Annotated in this window: 18 protein-coding genes; all 18 read left to right on the top strand. The window is 43.7% G+C overall.

Features of this window, described 5'->3' with window-relative positions; all coding sequences use genetic code 11:
* The first annotated feature begins 3 nt into the window (after positions 1–3).
* The 18 genes from GOL65_RS04810 (at position 4) to GOL65_RS04725 (ending at position 16,774) form a co-directional block, all read left to right on the top strand.
* On the top strand, positions 4–966 hold the full coding sequence (locus tag GOL65_RS04810) for a major capsid protein (RefSeq protein ID WP_140920995.1): 963 nt from the start codon (positions 4–6) through the stop codon (positions 964–966).
* Positions 967–1,006: 40 nt separating this feature from the next.
* Positions 1,007–1,495 (top strand): DnaT-like ssDNA-binding protein, encoded by a 489-nt coding sequence (locus GOL65_RS04805; protein WP_140920996.1) that lies wholly within the window; start codon positions 1,007–1,009, stop codon positions 1,493–1,495.
* A gap of 1 nt (position 1,496) precedes the next feature.
* Positions 1,497–1,847 (top strand): hypothetical protein, encoded by a 351-nt coding sequence (locus GOL65_RS04800; protein ID WP_140920997.1) that lies wholly within the window; start codon positions 1,497–1,499, stop codon positions 1,845–1,847.
* A 1-nt stretch (position 1,848) separates the two neighbouring features.
* Entirely contained in the window at positions 1,849–2,433 is a 585-nt protein-coding gene (locus GOL65_RS04795; RefSeq protein ID WP_140920998.1) for a hypothetical protein, read from the top strand.
* Positions 2,430–2,843, top strand: a complete 414-nt coding sequence (locus GOL65_RS04790) for a phage tail terminator-like protein (protein WP_140920999.1) — start codon at positions 2,430–2,432, stop codon at positions 2,841–2,843. The genes GOL65_RS04795 and GOL65_RS04790 overlap by 4 nt, the downstream gene beginning before the upstream one ends.
* Before the next feature lie 37 nt (positions 2,844–2,880).
* A complete protein-coding gene (locus tag GOL65_RS04785; RefSeq protein WP_140921000.1) occupies positions 2,881–3,549 on the top strand; it encodes a phage tail protein in 669 nt (222 codons plus the stop codon).
* 59 nt (positions 3,550–3,608) lie between these two features.
* Positions 3,609–3,920, top strand: coding sequence for a phage tail assembly chaperone (locus tag GOL65_RS04780; protein ID WP_140921001.1), 312 nt, complete (start codon positions 3,609–3,611; stop codon positions 3,918–3,920).
* Positions 3,920–4,231, top strand: a complete 312-nt coding sequence (locus GOL65_RS04775) for a DUF1799 domain-containing protein (RefSeq protein WP_322091295.1) — start codon at positions 3,920–3,922, stop codon at positions 4,229–4,231. Before GOL65_RS04780 ends, GOL65_RS04775 begins: the two co-directional genes overlap by 1 nt.
* Complete coding sequence (locus GOL65_RS04770; protein ID WP_179038174.1) at positions 4,231–7,329, top strand: phage tail tape measure protein; 3,099 nt, start codon at positions 4,231–4,233, stop codon at positions 7,327–7,329. Before GOL65_RS04775 ends, GOL65_RS04770 begins: the two co-directional genes overlap by 1 nt.
* 2 nt (positions 7,330–7,331) lie before the next feature.
* Positions 7,332–7,676, top strand: coding sequence for a phage tail protein (locus GOL65_RS04765; RefSeq protein WP_140921004.1), 345 nt, complete (start codon positions 7,332–7,334; stop codon positions 7,674–7,676).
* Between the two features lie 8 nt (positions 7,677–7,684).
* Entirely contained in the window at positions 7,685–8,434 is a 750-nt protein-coding gene (locus tag GOL65_RS04760; protein WP_140921005.1) for a phage minor tail protein L, read from the top strand.
* Positions 8,435–8,436: 2 nt separating this feature from the next.
* Positions 8,437–9,159, top strand: coding sequence for a C40 family peptidase (locus GOL65_RS04755; protein WP_140921006.1), 723 nt, complete (start codon positions 8,437–8,439; stop codon positions 9,157–9,159).
* Positions 9,160–9,372: 213 nt separating this feature from the next.
* Positions 9,373–10,194, top strand: coding sequence for a DNA translocase FtsK (locus tag GOL65_RS04750; protein ID WP_140921007.1), 822 nt, complete (start codon positions 9,373–9,375; stop codon positions 10,192–10,194).
* Between the two features lie 19 nt (positions 10,195–10,213).
* Entirely contained in the window at positions 10,214–10,558 is a 345-nt protein-coding gene (locus GOL65_RS04745) for a hypothetical protein (protein ID WP_140921008.1), read from the top strand.
* Between the two features lie 94 nt (positions 10,559–10,652).
* Positions 10,653–11,249, top strand: a complete 597-nt coding sequence (locus tag GOL65_RS04740; RefSeq protein WP_179038365.1) for a tail assembly protein — start codon at positions 10,653–10,655, stop codon at positions 11,247–11,249.
* A 55-nt stretch (positions 11,250–11,304) separates the two neighbouring features.
* Positions 11,305–14,514 carry a host specificity protein J gene (locus GOL65_RS04735; RefSeq protein WP_179038173.1) on the top strand — a complete coding sequence of 1,070 codons (3,210 nt, stop codon included), beginning with the start codon at positions 11,305–11,307 and terminating at the stop codon, positions 14,512–14,514.
* The gene (locus GOL65_RS04730) at positions 14,511–15,509 is read left to right on the top strand and encodes a DUF6453 family protein (RefSeq protein WP_140921010.1); all 999 of its coding nucleotides are present in this window, start codon (positions 14,511–14,513) and stop codon (positions 15,507–15,509) included. The genes GOL65_RS04735 and GOL65_RS04730 overlap by 4 nt, the downstream gene beginning before the upstream one ends.
* Before the next feature lie 71 nt (positions 15,510–15,580).
* Positions 15,581–16,774: a tail fiber domain-containing protein gene (locus tag GOL65_RS04725; RefSeq protein ID WP_140921011.1), complete on the top strand. Its 1,194-nt coding sequence runs from the start codon at positions 15,581–15,583 to the stop codon at positions 16,772–16,774.
* The last annotated feature ends 56 nt before the right edge of the window (positions 16,775–16,830 follow it).

Here is a 16,830-nt window from a genome sequence, read left to right as displayed (position 1 = left end):
TGAATGTCTCTTATTATTTTTCAACAGCAAGTTTCTACCGCCGCAACTGAGCTGGTGGATCAGGAAGTGCAAAAGTTTAATGCTGCTTCTGGTGGCGCACTGGTAATGGGTAATGGCGATCACATCGGTGATTATATCGAACAAACCAGTTGGCAGCTTTTGGGTGGTATTGCGCAGCGTCGTAATGCCTATGCTGACAAAACATTAACGCCTCAGGAACTGGGTCAAATTCTTGACCGCATGGTCAAAATTGATGGACGTATCGGGCCAGTTCAAGTTACGCCGACCATGATGAAACGTTTAGGTAAAGATGTGTCGGAGGCATCATCAGTTGTTGCTGCTCAGGCAGCCGAAGCGATGATTCAGGATTATCTGAATACCACATGTAGCGCATTGAAAACAGCCATTTCAACTAACGCAGATATGGTTGTTGACCTTTCTGGCGCTGCCGGTTCTCCTGTATTACCGTCGTTACGTGGCCTGAATAAAGGTACTCGCCCATTGGGTGATGCATTTACCCGGCTGGTGTCATGGGTGATGGATGGTGCGACGTATAACGACTTCATCGATGAAGCATTAACCAATACAAACCGTTTGTTCCAGATTGGTAATGTTAACGTTATGCAGGATGGATTAGGTCGCCGTTTTGTTATCTCTGATATTCCGGCTCTGTCAGAAGAACAGTTGCAGCATGCATTAGGGTTAACTTCTGCGGCGGCTGCAATACAGACCACTCCACTGATTATGAAGGCCCAAGATGTGCTGGGTAAAGAAAACCTGAAAGCCATGATGCAAGGTGAGTACGATTTCACCATCGGTTTAAAAGGTTATCAATGGAAGAACAGTAACATTAAGTCACCAACTGATGCACAGCTAACCACGGGTTCAAACTGGGAAAAATGCCGTACCAGTAATAAAGACACTGCGGGTGTAATCGTGACATTTGGCGAGAAGGCTGGCGGTTAATTCATGAGGGGCTTCGGCCCCTTTCTTATTGGAGGCTGTCATGCTGATAACAGACCCGACATTACCCGGTTTTAATAGTTACGCCAGTGTTGATGACCTACGGCAATTCGCGATTACTCGCGGCTATCACGTTCCAGAAAGTGATGATGAATGTGAACCACTACTATTTCAGGCCATGGACTACCTGACAGGGCAAAATTGGCGGGGCTATCGTTCATCACCCGAACAGGCTCTACCGTGGCCGCGCTCTGGTGTGATTGTGGATGGTGTCGAGGTGGCTGCAGATAGAATCCCCTCGCAACTTATACAGGCTCAATGCCGGTTAGCTATCGAAGCCCAAGAAACAGATTTGACACCCAGTTTCTCTGGCGGTGGTGAAGTCGTTGCAGAGAGTATTTCCGGTGCGGTTTCCGTTCAATATGCTGAGGGTAGTAGTGCCAGCCCTCCTTATTTCCCATGGTTAACAGGATTACTGCGGGGGCTGCTAGGTAGCGGTGCCGGTGTTAATTTTGACGTTATGCGGGGGTAGTATGGCTATTGATTACCGCCGAATGAGAGCTACCGCAACCAGATTACTTACTGAAAACGGCGCTGAGTATGTCGTTACCCGAAAAGGTGGAGTGAGTGTCATCGGTGGTGTAGAGCATCATAAAGATGATCAGGCGTTTAACGCTATTGGTGTCAGGACTGATTATAAACCCAGTGAAATTGACGGATCGGTCATCATAAATGGCGATGTTAGGATTGTCTTTACTGCGGAGACTGAATTGCAAATTGGTGATTTGGTACTTGTTGATGGCAAACAATACCGTATTGTCGAACCTAACCCAGTAAAACCCGCATCTCTTCTAATTTGTTACCGCACACAGTTGAGAGCATAACATGAGTGATAATGACGCTTTTATTGTTTCTATCAATGCATTCGTTAGTAAAGCCAAAGCTAATCAAGAGGCGGTAGTGCGTGCTACAGGCATTCGGATCTTGGCGCAGTTGGTCGATATGTCTCCCGTTGGTAACCCTGAATTATGGGAAATAAACTCGACTGCAGGAGCTTATAACCAGGCTGTTTTTGATTACAACGAAACACAACGGCAGGATCCGGATAACTTAACCAAAACCGGACGGCTCAAGAAGCGTGCCCGAGTTAACGACAGTATGGAGATAAAATCTCCAGCTGGTTATACCGGTGGGCGTTTTCGTGGCAACTGGCAAGTTGGTTTTGATACGGCGCCAGAGGGGGAAACGGGCAGAATTGATAAGAACGGCAGCTTAACAATAGTTGCTGGCAGATTAATGCTGGAAAGTTTCAGGGTAGGAATGAACGCGATCTATTTTACCAACAACGTTCCGTACTCCTATGAATTAGAGGTTGGTCATTCTTCACAAGCGCCTAACGGTATGGTGCGTATAACCGCTGCTGACTTCCAGAATTTCTTTGATGAAGCGGCCAGAGAGGTTAACAAATGAGACCCGATATCACCGGAGCCTTAGATATCATCATAGGGTCATGGGCGGATGAACAAGACATCCCCGTTGCATGGCCTAATGTCAGCTTTGATCCACCGAACAGCGGAGAATACCTCAAAGTTCATGATATGCCTGCAACGCCATACAGCATCGATCTGGCGGGTAAAAGTAAAGTTTATCCTGGTGTTTTTCAGGTAACGGCTATTTTTCCGGTCAATATTGGTTCTGCAAAACCCCGTGCACGTGCACGTAGTATTGCCGCGCTATTTCCAGAAGGGCGAGAAATCACCGGCAATGGTTTTACGGGGTGGGTTACCAGTGAACCTACCATATTTGCCGGCATTGAAAAAGACACAAGCTACAGCATTCCTATCAGCATTAATTACCGGGTAGACGTATACCCATCATAGCCGTGTCCACGGCACTTTCATAAATATGGAGAATATAATGGCAGCTTTTAGCCTACCTGACGGCTCGGCCGTTTATATTGGCAGTGAAATGGCGGACAGCATCAGTGTATCAGCAGTAAGCAACGCAAAAGGCGCAGTGTTTACCGTTGATTCTGCAACTGATTTGATTGCTGGTGACATTGTACTAATCACTTCTGGTTGGGACTTAATAGACAATATTGTTGCAAAAATTACAGCGAAAGAAACGGATACAGTAACAATCGAAGAGATTGATACCAGTGATGTGAATTTCTTTCCTGTTGGTGGCGGTATTGGCAGTCTGCGCAAAATTACTGAATGGATGGAAATTCCTAATATTGATACTGTTGAGTCATCTGGCGGCGAACAACAGTATGCAACGATTCAGTTTCTGCGTGATACCCGTCAGCGCAATATTCCAACATTTAAAAATGCCGTTACTCAGTCATACAATTTCGCACATGACTACACGCTTGACTTGTACGATGTGTTGAAAAAAGCGGATCTGTACGCAGAAACGGTAGCTTTCAAAATGGATGTGCCAAAAGCGAAGGAAGTTATCCTTTGGTCTGGTACACCTTCTTTTAATGGTATTCCTTCTGCGACAAAAAATCAGGTGCGATTAGTTACGCTGAGTGTTGCGTTGAAATCGCAGGGTATGACTCACTATCCAATGACAGTGAGTTAATCATCATAAATTAATTATTAGCCCCGATATACGGGGCTTTTCTTTTTATTGAGGTAATTATGGCTACTAAATTCCAGTTACAACCAAAACCAACGTTTAAAGCCGATGTGACCATTCCCCGAGCTGGCGATGATGATGGTGTTCTGACATTCACGTTTAAACATCATCCACTAAAACAGTTATCAGAAATTGAATCCATCAAGGATACGACAGCGGCTGATTTTGTGATGCAAATTGCAGAAGGATGGGCGCTTTCTGACGATTTCACTCATGAAAACGTAGTGATCCTGTTAGAGAACTACCCGCAAGCAGGTACCGCGATTGTGAAGAAATATTATGAAGAAATGGTAGGGAATCGCGAAAAAAACTAATAACGGTCGCCTCTGCTTATTATGCGTCTGAACCGTCAGTAGATGATCTGGCATCGTTTGGCCTGTCAGCCGAAAGTTATGATGATCAGGTCATCGACGTCTGGCCGGATGTCTGGCCATCATTTCTTTTATTTCAGTCAATCAGCACACAATGGCGAACAGGAGCCGTAGGGGTTACCGGTTTAGATTATAACGTGTTGCCCTGGTTAATGAAGGTTCATGACGTTGAGGATGAAGCGGCCATGTTAGCAGATATCAGAATTATGGAACGTACCGCACTGGCCGAAGTTTATAAAGATAAGGGGGCGTAATGTCCGATATTGCTACTATTTCGCTTCGGGTTAATACCAGTGAGCTTGAGCGCGGTAATCTGGCTCTTGATAACTTTCAGCAATCTGCGGAAAAATCAGCTAAAGCGGCTGATTCTTTTGGTGATTCAAATAAAGCGACATCGTCAAAAGTTGATGAACTATCTCGATCTGTGAATGAATCACACCGCCGGATAAGTGATTTTGCTCAACGATTAAATACATCAGAAACAGCAGCAACTAAACTGGCGGAAAAGCAGGACAAGTTAGCTGAGTCGTTTTTTAAACAAATTGACGCAATAAGAGAGGTAGAGGGCGCCAGTGCAAAATTAAAGAATATCCAGGCTGAACTTAACAGGGCGAATAGAGCCGGTGAGTTAGGGCAAGGAAACTATATTGCACTGCTTGGCGAAACGACAGATAAGTTAGGGCAGGCAGAAAAAGCCGAAGCTCGTTTAAATACGGTGAGAGTTGAATTTATTCGTCGTTTAAAGGAGCAGTTGGCGGCGCAAACCCTTTCGAGAGAAGAATTGCTTCGGTATAAAGCGGCGCAATTGGGTATCAGTTCCTCTGCTGATATTTATATCAAAAAATTATCTGAATCGAATAATGCGCTTTCCAGTTTAAAGAATAATTCAGCTTCAACTCGTAGGGAAGTTGGCATGCTGGCGGCTCAAATGGTCAGAGGTGATTTTGCTGGAATGCGCAATTCTCTGATTACGATGATTGGCCGTTCTGATCTGGTACAGCAATTAGCTTCATCCAATAGTTTATCGGCAGTTTTTGAGACACTAAAGCGTGAGCTGTTAGGCATAAAGTCCGCATCAGATGAATCGGAAGAGTCACTATCTGAAAATGCGAATGCGCTATCTGATAACGTTGAGAACGGGCAGAACTTTATTGGGATATTAACACCAACCCGGCTAGTTGTTGGTGGACTGGCAGCAGCAGTTACAGCCCTTGGTTATGCTTATTATAAAGGTGCAAGCGAACAGGATGCGTTTAATACATCATTGATCCTGACAGGGAATATTGTTGGTAAAACGTCAGGGCAATTAGTTGATATGTCATTTAAAGTTGCTCGGGCAGCGGGATCAACAGTATCTGATGCGGCTGGAGTCTTAAATCAACTGGTTTCTGAGGGTAAGGTTGCCGGAGAGTCGTTAGATATTGCGGCAACAGCAATACTTAATATTAGCGATGCTGCGGGTATAGCGACGGGCCAATTAGTAGCTGATTTCAATGCTATTGCTGCCAATCCGGTAGAGGCTATTGCTAAATTAAATGAGAAATATCATTTTCTTACATTAGCGACATATAACCAGATCAAAGCATTGCAGGAAGAGGGGAAACATCAAGAGGCCGCAAAATTAGCAACCGAAACATACGCTAACGCAGTTAATGAAAAAGGCCAACACGTTCAAAACAGCCTTGGCTCTCTTGAAAAAGCATGGCGAATCGTTGCGGATGCTGCCAAAGGTGCATGGGATTCGATGTTGGATATCGGTAGAAGCCGTGGGCCAGAGGAACAAATCGCTAATATCCAAAAGAAGATTACTGCTCTCGATAATATGAAAATCACGGGCGTAGTCTCTGCTATTGGTTATATGTATCGGGACGAGGAAAAAGCCAGATTACAGCAACAAATGAATACCCTGCAGTCGATGAAGGGGGTTCAGGAAGGGCTAACTAAAATCGCATCAGAACGCCGGAATGCGGAAGATAAAGCAATTAAAACCCAGCAGGAAGCGGATCGAGCCAATCAACAGTTTATGTCTAACGCTGAAAAGCGGAATAAAGCCATTCAGGAACAAAAGAAATTCCTTGATGCTGGGGCTATTAGTGCCGATCAGTATGCCAAAAACATTTCACGAATTAATGAAATGTATAAGGATCCGAAAACGCCAAAAGGCAAATCTTACACTGATGATGCTGCTACGAAAATGCTACTGGAGTCAAAGCAACGCTTAGCTTCTTTACATGAACAGATGGGGGCAACATCACAGCTAACGGAGCAGGAAAGGCGCCTTGCTGAGTTCACCCAACAAATCACTGAGCTGAAAGAGAAGCGAATACTTACCGCTGATCAGAAGAGTATCCTGGCAAGAAGTGAGGAGATAAAAGCCTCGTTAGAATTAGAGTCCAGTGAATCACGGAGATTGAAAAATGCGGAGGAACTGGCTAAAGGCCACGAAACCGCACTTAAATTCATTCAGCAGCAGGAAGCGGCAATATCTGCCATGCAAGACAGCGCAGGGATGAGTAATCGGGACGCGCAACGTAATCGGGAACGTGAACAAACTAAGATGATGAAGGCCTCCCCTGAAGACAGGGATTCGGCTTTAGCCAAATTAGAGGAACGTTATCAAAAGGACGACGAGTTGCGTGGTGATTGGTTGATGGGGGCGAAAAAAGGGTGGTCTGAGTATCTGGACAGTGCAACCAATACGTACTCTGCAATGAGCAGCGTTGCACAATCTGCGCTTGGCGGGATGTCCAGCATGCTTACTGATTTGGTGACCACCGGAACAACGAGCTTTAAGCAATTCACTGTATCCATTTTGAAAATGATTGTTGAAATCATTAATAAAATGCTCGTTGCTTATGCTGTTCAGCAAGCTATGGGTTGGATGGCTGGTGGTTCATCTGCTGGAGGTGCCGCACCAGTACAGGCGTGGAATGGTGGTTATATTTCTGAGTATGCCGGTGGTGGGTATACCGGTGATGGCGGCAAATATGAGCCAAAAGGCGTAGTCCATGGTGGTGAGTTTGTCTTTACCAAAGAAGCTACTCGTAATATTGGGGTTGGTAACCTGTATGCCATGATGCGTAATGCACAGGGGTATGCAGAAGGCGGGATTGTTGGTAATGCTCCTATGTATGGATTATCAGCATCAGGAATGAAAGGCGGTTCTGGCAGCATCAATGTACAAGCCAACGTTCAGGTGATTACGCAAGGTGGAAAGGATAACTCCGAGAGTTCAAATAACGCTGATGTGGCAGAGGCTTTCAATAAGACGATTAATCAAACCATTAAGGATGGGGTAGCCAAAGAATTGCGCCAAGGCGGGATGATTTGGTTGGCAATGAATAAGAGGTAATCATGATAGAGACGTTTAAATGGGGTACTCAGATTCAGAATCAACAAGAGGTGACATATTCAAGACGAGTGCGCTCACTTCAGTTTGGCGATGGTTACGAACAAGTTGTTGAGGATGGGATCAACACTGAGTCTCAGTCATGGCCGATTATTTACACGGGAAGGAATAATGAAGTTGAAATGGTAAGAGACTTCTTGAGACGACATGTTACAAAGTCTTTTATTTGGACACCTCCGTTTGGTGAAAAAGGTTTATTTAGAGTATCAAATGAGCCAATTAAGGTTGTACCGCTGAGTGAAACGACTTTGACAGTCAGCGCAGTGTTCAAGCAGTCATTTGAACCGTGAGGAATTAAATGTCGATAAAAAATGATGTTCAAAAACTTAATATTGATGGGCGTATCAGGCTTATTGAGGTAGACGGTTCCGCTTTCGGGGCAGATATCTTGAGGTTTCATAAAGAAACCTTGCCATATACCCCCGAAGAGCTCACCGATGCTGAAAACGGAGCAGAGTTAAAGCCTAAAGTTATTTTCTGGCAGGGTAATGAATACCACCCTTACCCGTACGAATTAACAGGCATAGAGACATCTACTGATGGACGCTCCGCTGAGCCAACGCTTTCAGTGAGTAATGTTAACGGGGTAATAACCGCTATGTGCTTGTACTTTGATGACATGGTGCAGGCCAAAGTTATTATTCACGATACGTTAGTTCGCTATCTGGATGCTGAAAATTTCCCTGGCGGAAATCCTGAAGCAAGTCCAGAGGAAGAGTTTAAACAGGTTTTCTATATTGATTGCCGGAGCGGAGAAACCAACACGCAAGTTGACTTTACATTGTCATCACCTATCGACTTACAGGGGGTTAAATTACCCCGGCGCCAGATACACGCTATTTGTGCATGGTGCATAAATGGATGGTATCGCACAGGGAAAGGATGCGATTACGCTGGGACGAAATATTTTGATAAGAAGGGTAATCCCACTGACGATCCCAGTAAGGATGAGTGCTCCGGATTAATTCAAGATTGTCAGAGTCGCTTCGGGAAAGATGCGCCCCTGCCGTTCGGAGGAATGCCGAGTTCGTCATTAATCAGGCGGTAATTATGCGAAAGAAAACTATTAAGGATATTCTGGCTCATGCTGAGGTCAGCTATCCTAATGAGGCTTGTGGTGTGGTCATCATGACCGGCAGAAAAGAACGCTATATTCCATGTAATAATATCCATCCGGAACCATCAGAACACTTCACTTTATCACCTGAAGACTACGCAGCCTCAGAGGAACAGGGCGAAATCATTCGTATCTGTCACAGCCACCCAGATGCAACAACCCAACCAAGTGAACTGGATAAAGCTCAATGTGATGTTACTGAATTGCCCTGGATTATTGCATCATGGCCTGAAGGTGATATCAGGGAGATACAGCCACGAGGGGTACTGCCATTGATTGGGCGCGAGTTCGTCTTAGGTCATACAGATTGCGGCGGCTTGATTCTTGACTATTACAAGCAAATGCATGGAATTGATATACCTGACCACCGGACAGAACAAGTCTGGTGGGAGTCTGGCGAAACTAATATCTATATGGATCACTGGTACGAAGCAGGGTTTCGTGAGTTTGATGGCGAAGCGAAAGAGGGGGATATGGTTATTATGCAGGTTTCCGCGCCTGTCGCTAACCATGCGGGCGTATTGGTTGACGGGGGGATGTTACTTCATCATTTATACGGGCAATTGAGCCAGCGAGTGCCCTATGGTGGCTACTGGAAGGATAGGACGGTTAAGGTATTGAGGCATAAGGAGTTATTATCTTCGGAATCGAAGTAAAGTGTTAATTCTTGATGTATCAGTTTCTATCTGCATAGATAACTTAACGATAGCGTCATCAATTTCTGCATTTTTTTGTTGTGCATCCACGGACGGATCAATATCTGGATTATCAAAATAAAGCCCCTTAACCTTATCAGCAATGTTGACAGGTGAATAACCAAGAGCTAATTGATACCATGCCTAAATTCGAGGGTGTGGCTGAGGTTAGGAATGGATATCGCCGATGATCCTTTACTGGATGAAATAACCGCCTATGTTATTAAAACAAAGTCAGTTTCCATTTCATCATTGCAAAGAAAATTCAGAATTGGTTATTACAGAACGACTCGTTTGATTAACGGCATTTATTTGACGGGAATCGTAGACTTCCAAGACGCGAAGGGGAATTGGAATGTCTGTTCCCGCATTAGTGATATTGAGTATCAATGCCGAATCGATGCCGTTTCTGATAAAAAGATTGTCATTTGGCTCGACCAAACAAAATCAAGGGACATGTTTGGCGATCCTGTTTATGTCGTTCGTTCTTTTTCTCCGTTTGAGTTTTTAGCAAACCAGCAACTGATTGATGAAAGTTTTAAGAGTGAGTCTAATGCGGACATTCTTAATGGCTACAAGTTTTCCGCAACAATGCAATTTAGAACACCTGTAGACATTCTTAAACAGCATGGGCGTATAGAAAAGAAAACAGCAGAGTTTCTTCCTAAGATAATCTCAGAGCATTGGCAGGGGATATGGATTCCAAATGTAAAACGTTGGCGAGATATAGGAATCGATATTGATGAAATGCGAGCAGGGACAATGTCCTCAGAAATAGGGCAAATCTCATCGGACGGTGGCGATTTCCTTCGCTTTATGCTTTTTGTTAATCAGATATTCTCAGAGAATATAAGTTATGAAGATAAAATACGCTGGATAAGAATTGGCTATAGCATGATAGGTCAGGATGGAGAGCCGTTCTGTAAATTCATGGATCATTATGGTAATAATATTGACCAGATAACGAGTAGGTTATTTGCCTTAATAGATTCATGAGAATTAACAGAGAGTCATTATGAAAAAGATACTTCTGGCTGTAGTGGTTATTGTGTTGGCAGGATGTGCTTCGTCAATTCGAGAGGTGAGAGATGGTGAGCCATTTAAAACATATTCATCCTCGAAGCCATCAAAAACGGTTGCTGAATGTGTTTTGACTGGGTGGCAAGAAAATACTATGAGATATGGCAATATTGCTATTCAGCCATATGGAGACGGATATGCGGTATTATCCGGCAATGCTTTAGAGTTAGCTGACATCATTTCAAAGGACAGCATGACGAAGGTGAATTTTTATTATCAGACTAGTTTATTTGATAGTCGGATAAAGGCACGAACAGATGTAATAGAGGGGTGTTTGTAAAAGCATTTCTTACACACATAGATTGACTCACAGCCCGCTAAATGCGGGTTTTTTATTGCATGGAGATTATATGAACGCGATTGATAACGGGCCAATGACAATATTTCAATTAAGTGGAGTATTGGGGAAGAAATTTGGTAAAGAGCATAAGTTATATGTGTCTTCACCAAAGGAAGGGATTAAGGCAATGTGTACTGTTCTGTCTGGCTTTGAACAGTTTATGACGAATGCACATCGTCAGGGATTAACGTTCGCGATCTTTAAAAACAAGAGAAATATAAATAAAGATGAGCTTTCTGATGGATCTGGTGGAAAAATTGTACGAATAGTACCAGTGGTAATGGGCAGTAAACGAGGCGGAATGCTTCAGACAATCATTGGTGCTGTGATTATTGCGGCTGCTATATATTTTAGTGGTGGCGCAGCGGCTGCATTTTCTTCTGCGGGAACTATGGGCGGCGGCCTTGCTCTCGCTGGTGCGTCGCTAATGGTTGGTGGTGTTATCCAAATGCTTTCCCCTCAACCTAAAGGGTTATCGATGCGAGAGGGGCCAGAGAACAAGCCATCTTACGCCTTTGGTGGTGCTGTTAACACAACGATGCAGGGAAATCCGGTTGGCGTTCTTTACGGTGAACGGGAAATTGGCGGTGCGGTCATATCAGCAGGAATATACACCGAAGATAAACAGTAAATTTACTTAATAATAAACGAGGTCGTTAAATGCGGCCTTTTTTTATGGGCAAAATATGACACAGAAAATAATTACCGGACAAAAGGGCGGCGATACGAGTTCGCGTACCCCAGTTGAAGCCCCGGATAGCATCCGTTCTATCGCAAAAGCAAAGATTGTGTTGGCGCTATCTGAAGGGGAAATTGATAGAGGAATTGATAGTGGTAATATATTTTTAGACCATACACCATTAACTAATTCTGATGGTTCAAATAATTTCTCTGGTGTGCAATGGGAGGTGCGCTATGGCACCCAGTACCAGGATTACATAAAAGGAATGCCTGATACCAGTAATGAGATTACTGTGGAAACCGAGGTGAGCGCGGCAAACCCGTGGGTTAAATCACTGAACAACACGCAAATTGATGCTATACGAATTCGCCTTGGTTTTCCGGCACTAATTACTCAAGAAGCTAACGGTGATACTAACGGCGCTCGAGTTGAGTACGAGATTGATGTGGCTACTGATGGCGATTCATATAAAACAATGGTTAATGGTGTTGTTGATGACAAAACAACAACATTATATCAGCGAACCCACAGAATAGATTTACCATCAGTAACAACAGGGTGGTTGGTTAGAATCAGACGTATAACCCCTGATTCAACAACGACTAGAGTAACTGACAAATTCAAAGTTGAGGCCATATCAGAAATCATTGATGTTAAGCTTCGCTATCCTAATACCGCGTTACTTTATGTTGAATTTGATGCTCAACAATTCCCAAATAGAATTCCGTTAATTAGTGTAAGAGCCAAGGGGCGGATCATCAGAGTTCCAACGACATATAATCCGGTAACACGAGAATATAATGGCATATGGGATGGTTCTTTTAAATGGGCTTACAGTAATAACCCCGCGTGGGTTTTTTATGATCTTGCACTAAATGAAATTTTTGGGCTGGGTGATAAATTAGATATTACGCAAGTTGATAAATGGGAACTATACAAAATAGCCCAATACTGTGATCAGCTTGTACCTGATGGACGAGGCGGCTCAGGTATGGAGCCTCGTTTCTTGTGTGATGTTTATGTTCAGTCTCAAAATGATGCTTTTAACGTCTTGCGGGATATCGCCAGTGTATTCAGGGGAATGACATACTGGTCTGGTAATCAACTCTGCGTAATTGCTGATATGCCTCGTGATGTAGATTTTAACTTTAACCGTGCTAACGTTGAGAATGGTGTTTTCAACTATGGAGGAGGCAGCCAGAAAAACCGTTATACATCTGCTTTGGTGTCATGGGATAACCCAAATAATCATTATGAAAGCGAATTAGAGGTTGTTTCAGAGAATGACTTAATTAGACGTTATGGTATTAACCAAACGGAGATATCAGCAATAGGATGTACTCGCCAGACTGAGGCTAATCGCCGTGGTAGATGGGCAATTCTGAGTAATCGAAACGATAGAACGGTTAATTTCGTTACAGGACTGGAAGGATATATCCCATTACCTGGTCAGATCATTGGTGTGGCAGATCAGCTATTAGCAGGGCGAACAATAGGTGGAAGAATAAGCGCTGTTGATGGACGAAAGATAACAACTGATCGAAAAGCTGATTGTAAGGCTGGTGATCGCCTGATCCTTAACTTACCGTCTGGTAAGTCTGAAGCGCGAACGATCCAAGCCGCCAAAGATAATATTATCACGGTAACTACAACATTCAGTGAAACACCCGAAGCACAGGCCATATGGTTGATCGATGCTGAAGATTTAGCAATTCAGCAATACAGGGTGACGAATATTACCGAAGAGGAAGGTAATAAATTCTCAGTTACAGCTATCTGGCATGATCCAGATAAGTACGCTCGAATTGATACTGGTGCACGAATTCCCGAAAGACCAGTAACGGTTATCCCTCCAGGAGTACAGTCTCAGCCTAAAAATATTCTAATCAGTAGCTATTCAAGCGTCACTCAGGGGATATCAAACACAACATTACGCGTGACGTGGGATGCTGTAGAGGGGGCGATTGCTTATGAAGCTGAGTGGCGAAAGGGAAGTAATAGTTGGGTCAGTATTCCACGAACATCTACGTTAGGGTTTGAAGTACCTAATATTTATGCAGGTAGATATCTTGTTAGGGTACGAGCAATAAATGCAAGTGATATCTCTTCATTGTGGGGGCTTTCACAAGAAACGGCTTTAAACGGTAAAGAGGGAGCGCCTCCCAAACCTGTTGGTTTTAGGACTGAAGGGATTAACTGGGGTATTCGTATATTGTGGGGGTTTCCTGCTAATACAGGAGATACGCTAAAAACTGAAATTCAGTACACGGCAAATTCTGACTTTTCAGATCCTTTATTGTTGTCCGATGTTCCTTACCCTTCATCAGAATACTCTCAACTTGGATTACGTGCCGGCCAGGAGTTTTGGTATCGTGCTCAGTTAGTCGATAAGACTGGAAATGAATCCGGGTGGACTGACTGGATAAGGGGAATGTCCAATGATAACGCTGATGATTATCTTGGTGATATTGCAGATGATTTCCTTAATTCTAACGATGGTGAGCAACTTACTCGGCAAATTGACACTAACATTGAAGGGATTATCGAAAACGCATTAGCGAATAATGCAACGGTAGAGCATCAATGGGCGCAACATGGCGAAGTGCGAGCCGATATCCTGATAGTTAAAACCACGATAGCAGAGGTCGATAGGGGACTGGCTGAGTTAAGTACAACTGTTCAGGCCGAAATTGATGATGTTACCGCGACACTGGAAGATAAATTGACGGCTGTTGTTGACTCCTACGGAGCCTCAGCAATCCATACATTAAGGGCCGGTGTACGTATAAATGATGTCTTTTATAGTGCTGGTATGTCGATTGCCGTAATTGCTGAAGCATCTAAACCAGTAGTAACCCGGATTGGTTTTAACGCTAATCAATTTGTTTTAATGAGTGGAGGTAATGAAAACCAATATTCACCATTCGCGGTTATAAATGGTCAGGTATTCATTAGTGATGCATTTATTCAGGATGCCTCTATCACTTCCGCAAAGATTAAGGATGCTTCAATTGATAGCGGTAAAATTTCTAATTACCTTCAGTCTGATAATTATGTCTCCGGTTTAGTAGGTATGCGACTTGGGTTCAGGGATGGTAATTTCGAAGTGAATGGCTCTACTGCTGGTGAAGGGAGAGCCGTAACCGATAACACGGGCGTTGCAGTGTATGACCGCAGCGGTTTACGGAGAGCTAAATTGGGTAGATTGCGATGAATGAATATGGTTTATCGATATTACCGGATGTGACAGGTAAGGAAGTTGAGATTACTTCCGGCTCGCGGGCAATGAGTTATCTTGGATATCATAAAAAAGAGGTTGGCAGTAATAATTACATCACCGTAACCGTTCCCAATAAAACACCGGGTTCAACGTTGTATATTGTTCCTGTGACAATGGGCGCAATGGTGTTAGGCGGAACGGGCAACGTAACCAGTGCCATCATTGTTGATAATATCGCTATAAATGATAACGTCATCACCCTTCATATCAATGAATATTTTAAATACATTTATCCCAGTTTTGCGGTATTTGAGGTACTCGGTGCCAGTGATACGACAGAAAGTTATGGCATCGTTTTATCTGATGCGACTAATTATCTTGAGATTAGTGATGTGTCTAAAGCGGGGTGCTGTGTCTGGTGTGGCAACGTAACAATTAACGGCTCGTGGAGTATTCCAACAACAATACCAGGTTGGCAGAATGCCGTTGCTTTTGTTAACTGGAGTTCATCAGATGCGGCTTTGATGTTTGATGATTCAACCAAAACGATAAGCTGTTATCAGGTAGTCGGTGATGGAAATATTCAGCCAGCAACGGTGAATGCCAACATTGCTGTTTTCTCTTCTGATTTTAATCTTGAGCTTCCCGAATACGGACTGGCTATCTGGAATGCCAATGGTGTTTGTACTTTCTCATCTAAATATGCCCCGATGCTTTTGGCCGGAACAGTATCATTAAACACGAATCCCGGAACATGGGTATCTTGCCCGGTAGCTAAACCAATGATCCCGGTTGGCGGAGTCGGGGCAATGAAAGTCTGGTCATCGGGAGGGCGAGCCGGATGGAGTGAGTGTGGCATCAAGATGTCAGGCAATGCCATTACTGGTGGTGCGGGACGGTATATGAACAGTGTGACTGATTCGAATATGAACCGTTCTCTGGTTTCGCCTGTCAGCTTCCCCGTTCTGGATGCTACCAACTATTTTTAATAATCCATCGATCGCCAATACATAACCCGCTAAATACAGCGGGTTTTTCTTTATCTGAATAAGGCTAAAGCATGAGCGCAGGAACTATTACATTAACCAATGGATCAGACCAAATAACGGGAAGCGGGACGGCCTTCCTAACTGATAGCTCCGCTGGTGACATGATCGTTGCCGTAGTTGGTGGCGTTACGTATACATTGCCAGTGAAAAGTATTGAGAGCGATACAGCACTGACTACTACACTTAAATACGATGGCCCAACACAAAGCGGAAGTGCATGGACAAATGTCCCCCGCGACACTTTAAATAGCATTACTGCTCAATTAGGTGCAGAGGCTGCCAGAGCTTTGAGAGGCTTAAACTTTGATAAGCAAAACTGGCAAAGTGTTTTTAGTGCTCCCGGTGATATTACAGTAACCCTTCCAGACGGTTCGACGTTCAGGGGGCCATCATGGAACAATATTGTTGGTATGATAGAGGCTGTTACAGCTGAATTTACCCCATTTGGGCGAACAATTATTGCCTCAGAAGACGCCCCGGAAGCCCGTTCTAAATTAGAACTGGGTAATTCAGCAACAAGAAATATAGGTACATCATCAGGAACGGTAGCAGCAGGAGATGATTCGAGATTTAGCTCCATTAATGGTAAGTCAGGTGGAGTGGTGGCTGGAGATGTCTCAATTGAAGCTGGTAATCTTAATTTAAGGTCAACAATTACCGCAGGATGGCCTTCCATTATTAATTTTATGGCAGGAGCCGGGCAAAATGTAGTGCTGGCCCGTATTTACCAGGAGCAGTATGGCAATATTAATATAGCCACTAATATGCAATATGGTGCAAAGTACTTTCAATTCATCCAAACAGGGCAGTTTGTCGCTCCAGGTAATATTACTTGCGTCAGTCTTACCCAAACTTCGGATAGGAATCATAAATCTAACATAGAGGTTATTAATGGTGCGCTGGATAAAATTGAAAAAATAAGTGGATATACCTACATTCTCAAAGATACTGGCGAGGTCTCTGCTGGTGTTATTGCTCAGGAACTGAAAGATGTACTTCCAGAGGTCGTTGGCGAGATTACACGAACCATTCAAACTTTTGATGATGACGGTAATTCAACAGGGGAAACAGGAGAGGTTACAAACTGCACAGTTGACTATTCTGGTGTATCAGCACTAACAATAGAAGCCATTAAAGAACTTCACATGATTGTTAAGCGCCAACAAGCACAAATTAAGGAACTTCAAACTAAAATTAAATCTTGAATCATTGGTTGTTAAATAGGAAAGAGCCACAGATGATCAGTGGCTCCTTTCAAATC

The organism is Limnobaculum xujianqingii, assembly GCF_013394855.1.
Classification (GTDB): Bacteria; Pseudomonadota; Gammaproteobacteria; order Enterobacterales; family Enterobacteriaceae; genus Limnobaculum; species Limnobaculum xujianqingii.
Note: the sequence above shows the minus strand (reverse complement) of the source record. Positions and strands in the feature narration are given on the sequence as shown.

Coding starts and splice junctions, on each gene's coding strand:
- GOL65_RS04740 (WP_179038365.1), top strand. CDS start 10,653: ATGACAATATTTCAATTAAGTGGAGTATTGGGGAAGAAATTTGGTAAA.
- GOL65_RS04725 (WP_140921011.1), top strand. CDS start 15,581: ATGAGCGCAGGAACTATTACATTAACCAATGGATCAGACCAAATAACG.
- GOL65_RS04745 (WP_140921008.1), top strand. CDS start 10,214: ATGAAAAAGATACTTCTGGCTGTAGTGGTTATTGTGTTGGCAGGATGT.
- GOL65_RS04790 (WP_140920999.1), top strand. CDS start 2,430: ATGAGACCCGATATCACCGGAGCCTTAGATATCATCATAGGGTCATGG.
- GOL65_RS04735 (WP_179038173.1), top strand. CDS start 11,305: ATGACACAGAAAATAATTACCGGACAAAAGGGCGGCGATACGAGTTCG.
- GOL65_RS04810 (WP_140920995.1), top strand. CDS start 4: ATGTCTCTTATTATTTTTCAACAGCAAGTTTCTACCGCCGCAACTGAG.
- GOL65_RS04785 (WP_140921000.1), top strand. CDS start 2,881: ATGGCAGCTTTTAGCCTACCTGACGGCTCGGCCGTTTATATTGGCAGT.
- GOL65_RS04765 (WP_140921004.1), top strand. CDS start 7,332: ATGATAGAGACGTTTAAATGGGGTACTCAGATTCAGAATCAACAAGAG.
- GOL65_RS04805 (WP_140920996.1), top strand. CDS start 1,007: ATGCTGATAACAGACCCGACATTACCCGGTTTTAATAGTTACGCCAGT.
- GOL65_RS04770 (WP_179038174.1), top strand. CDS start 4,231: ATGTCCGATATTGCTACTATTTCGCTTCGGGTTAATACCAGTGAGCTT.
- GOL65_RS04760 (WP_140921005.1), top strand. CDS start 7,685: ATGTCGATAAAAAATGATGTTCAAAAACTTAATATTGATGGGCGTATC.
- GOL65_RS04780 (WP_140921001.1), top strand. CDS start 3,609: ATGGCTACTAAATTCCAGTTACAACCAAAACCAACGTTTAAAGCCGAT.
- GOL65_RS04730 (WP_140921010.1), top strand. CDS start 14,511: ATGAATGAATATGGTTTATCGATATTACCGGATGTGACAGGTAAGGAA.
- GOL65_RS04800 (WP_140920997.1), top strand. CDS start 1,497: ATGGCTATTGATTACCGCCGAATGAGAGCTACCGCAACCAGATTACTT.
- GOL65_RS04795 (WP_140920998.1), top strand. CDS start 1,849: ATGAGTGATAATGACGCTTTTATTGTTTCTATCAATGCATTCGTTAGT.
- GOL65_RS04755 (WP_140921006.1), top strand. CDS start 8,437: ATGCGAAAGAAAACTATTAAGGATATTCTGGCTCATGCTGAGGTCAGC.
- GOL65_RS04750 (WP_140921007.1), top strand. CDS start 9,373: ATGGATATCGCCGATGATCCTTTACTGGATGAAATAACCGCCTATGTT.